This is a genomic window from Clostridium sp. MCC353 (assembly GCF_018785315.1).
Classification (GTDB): domain Bacteria; phylum Bacillota; class Clostridia; order Lachnospirales; family Lachnospiraceae; genus CHH4-2.
In genome coordinates, this window is the sequence record NZ_WQPN01000094.1 from 132,970 (window position 1) to 133,272 (window position 303).

Here is a 303-nt window from a genome sequence, read left to right on the forward strand (position 1 = left end):
ATTTTCGAAAAAGCCTTCACCCTTTACTGTTAAACTCCATGTCATACCTCACATAAAATACCAACTTCCACCTCAATCAAACGCTTCTCTGTTTTTTCTACTTCCCGTCCCCAAATCTTTATTTTCAATTATTCGTGGCAGTACACAGCTGGGGATCCAGGGAATGTGAGGCCCGAAACCGTTCAGGCGGATGGAGAGGGGCACCGGATGGGCGGTTGGATCTGCAGGAGGCCGGGGCGCGGTTTGCGGTTCCAGCGATTTGTGGAGGCCGTCGGCAGCTCTTAGGCTGAAAAAAGGGAAATG